We start from the raw sequence: 301 nt of genomic DNA on the forward strand, positions 1-301 counted from the left end.
CGCCGGCCTTGAAGGCGTCGCGGAAGATGTTCTTGTATTCGATCAGTGACTCGTTGGTACGGTCGAACACCAGCGCCACTTTGCGAATGGGGGTTTTCTCCAGCAGGTACTTGGTGAGGATGGGGCCTGTCTCTTATACACATCTCCGAGCCCACGAGACCGTACAGGAAATCGCGTATGCCGTCTTCTGCTTGAAAAATGGGGGGGGGGGGGGGGGGGGGGGGGGGGGGGGGGGGGGGGGGGGGGGGGGGGGGGGGGGGGGGGGGGGGGGGGGGGGGGGGGGGGGGGGGGGGGGGGGGGG

General features: G+C 69.4%; 1 protein-coding gene. It reads left to right on the forward strand.

Features of this window, described 5'->3' with window-relative positions; all coding sequences use genetic code 11:
• Positions 1-113: 113 nt before the first annotated feature.
• Positions 114-301, forward strand: a 188-nt coding sequence (locus JHD63_RS23445; RefSeq protein WP_198973189.1) for a hypothetical protein, incomplete at its 3' end; no start/stop codon positions are given.

The sequence above is a fragment of the Xylophilus sp. ASV27 genome (genome assembly GCF_016428875.1).
Classification (GTDB): domain Bacteria; phylum Pseudomonadota; class Gammaproteobacteria; order Burkholderiales; family Burkholderiaceae_C; genus Xylophilus.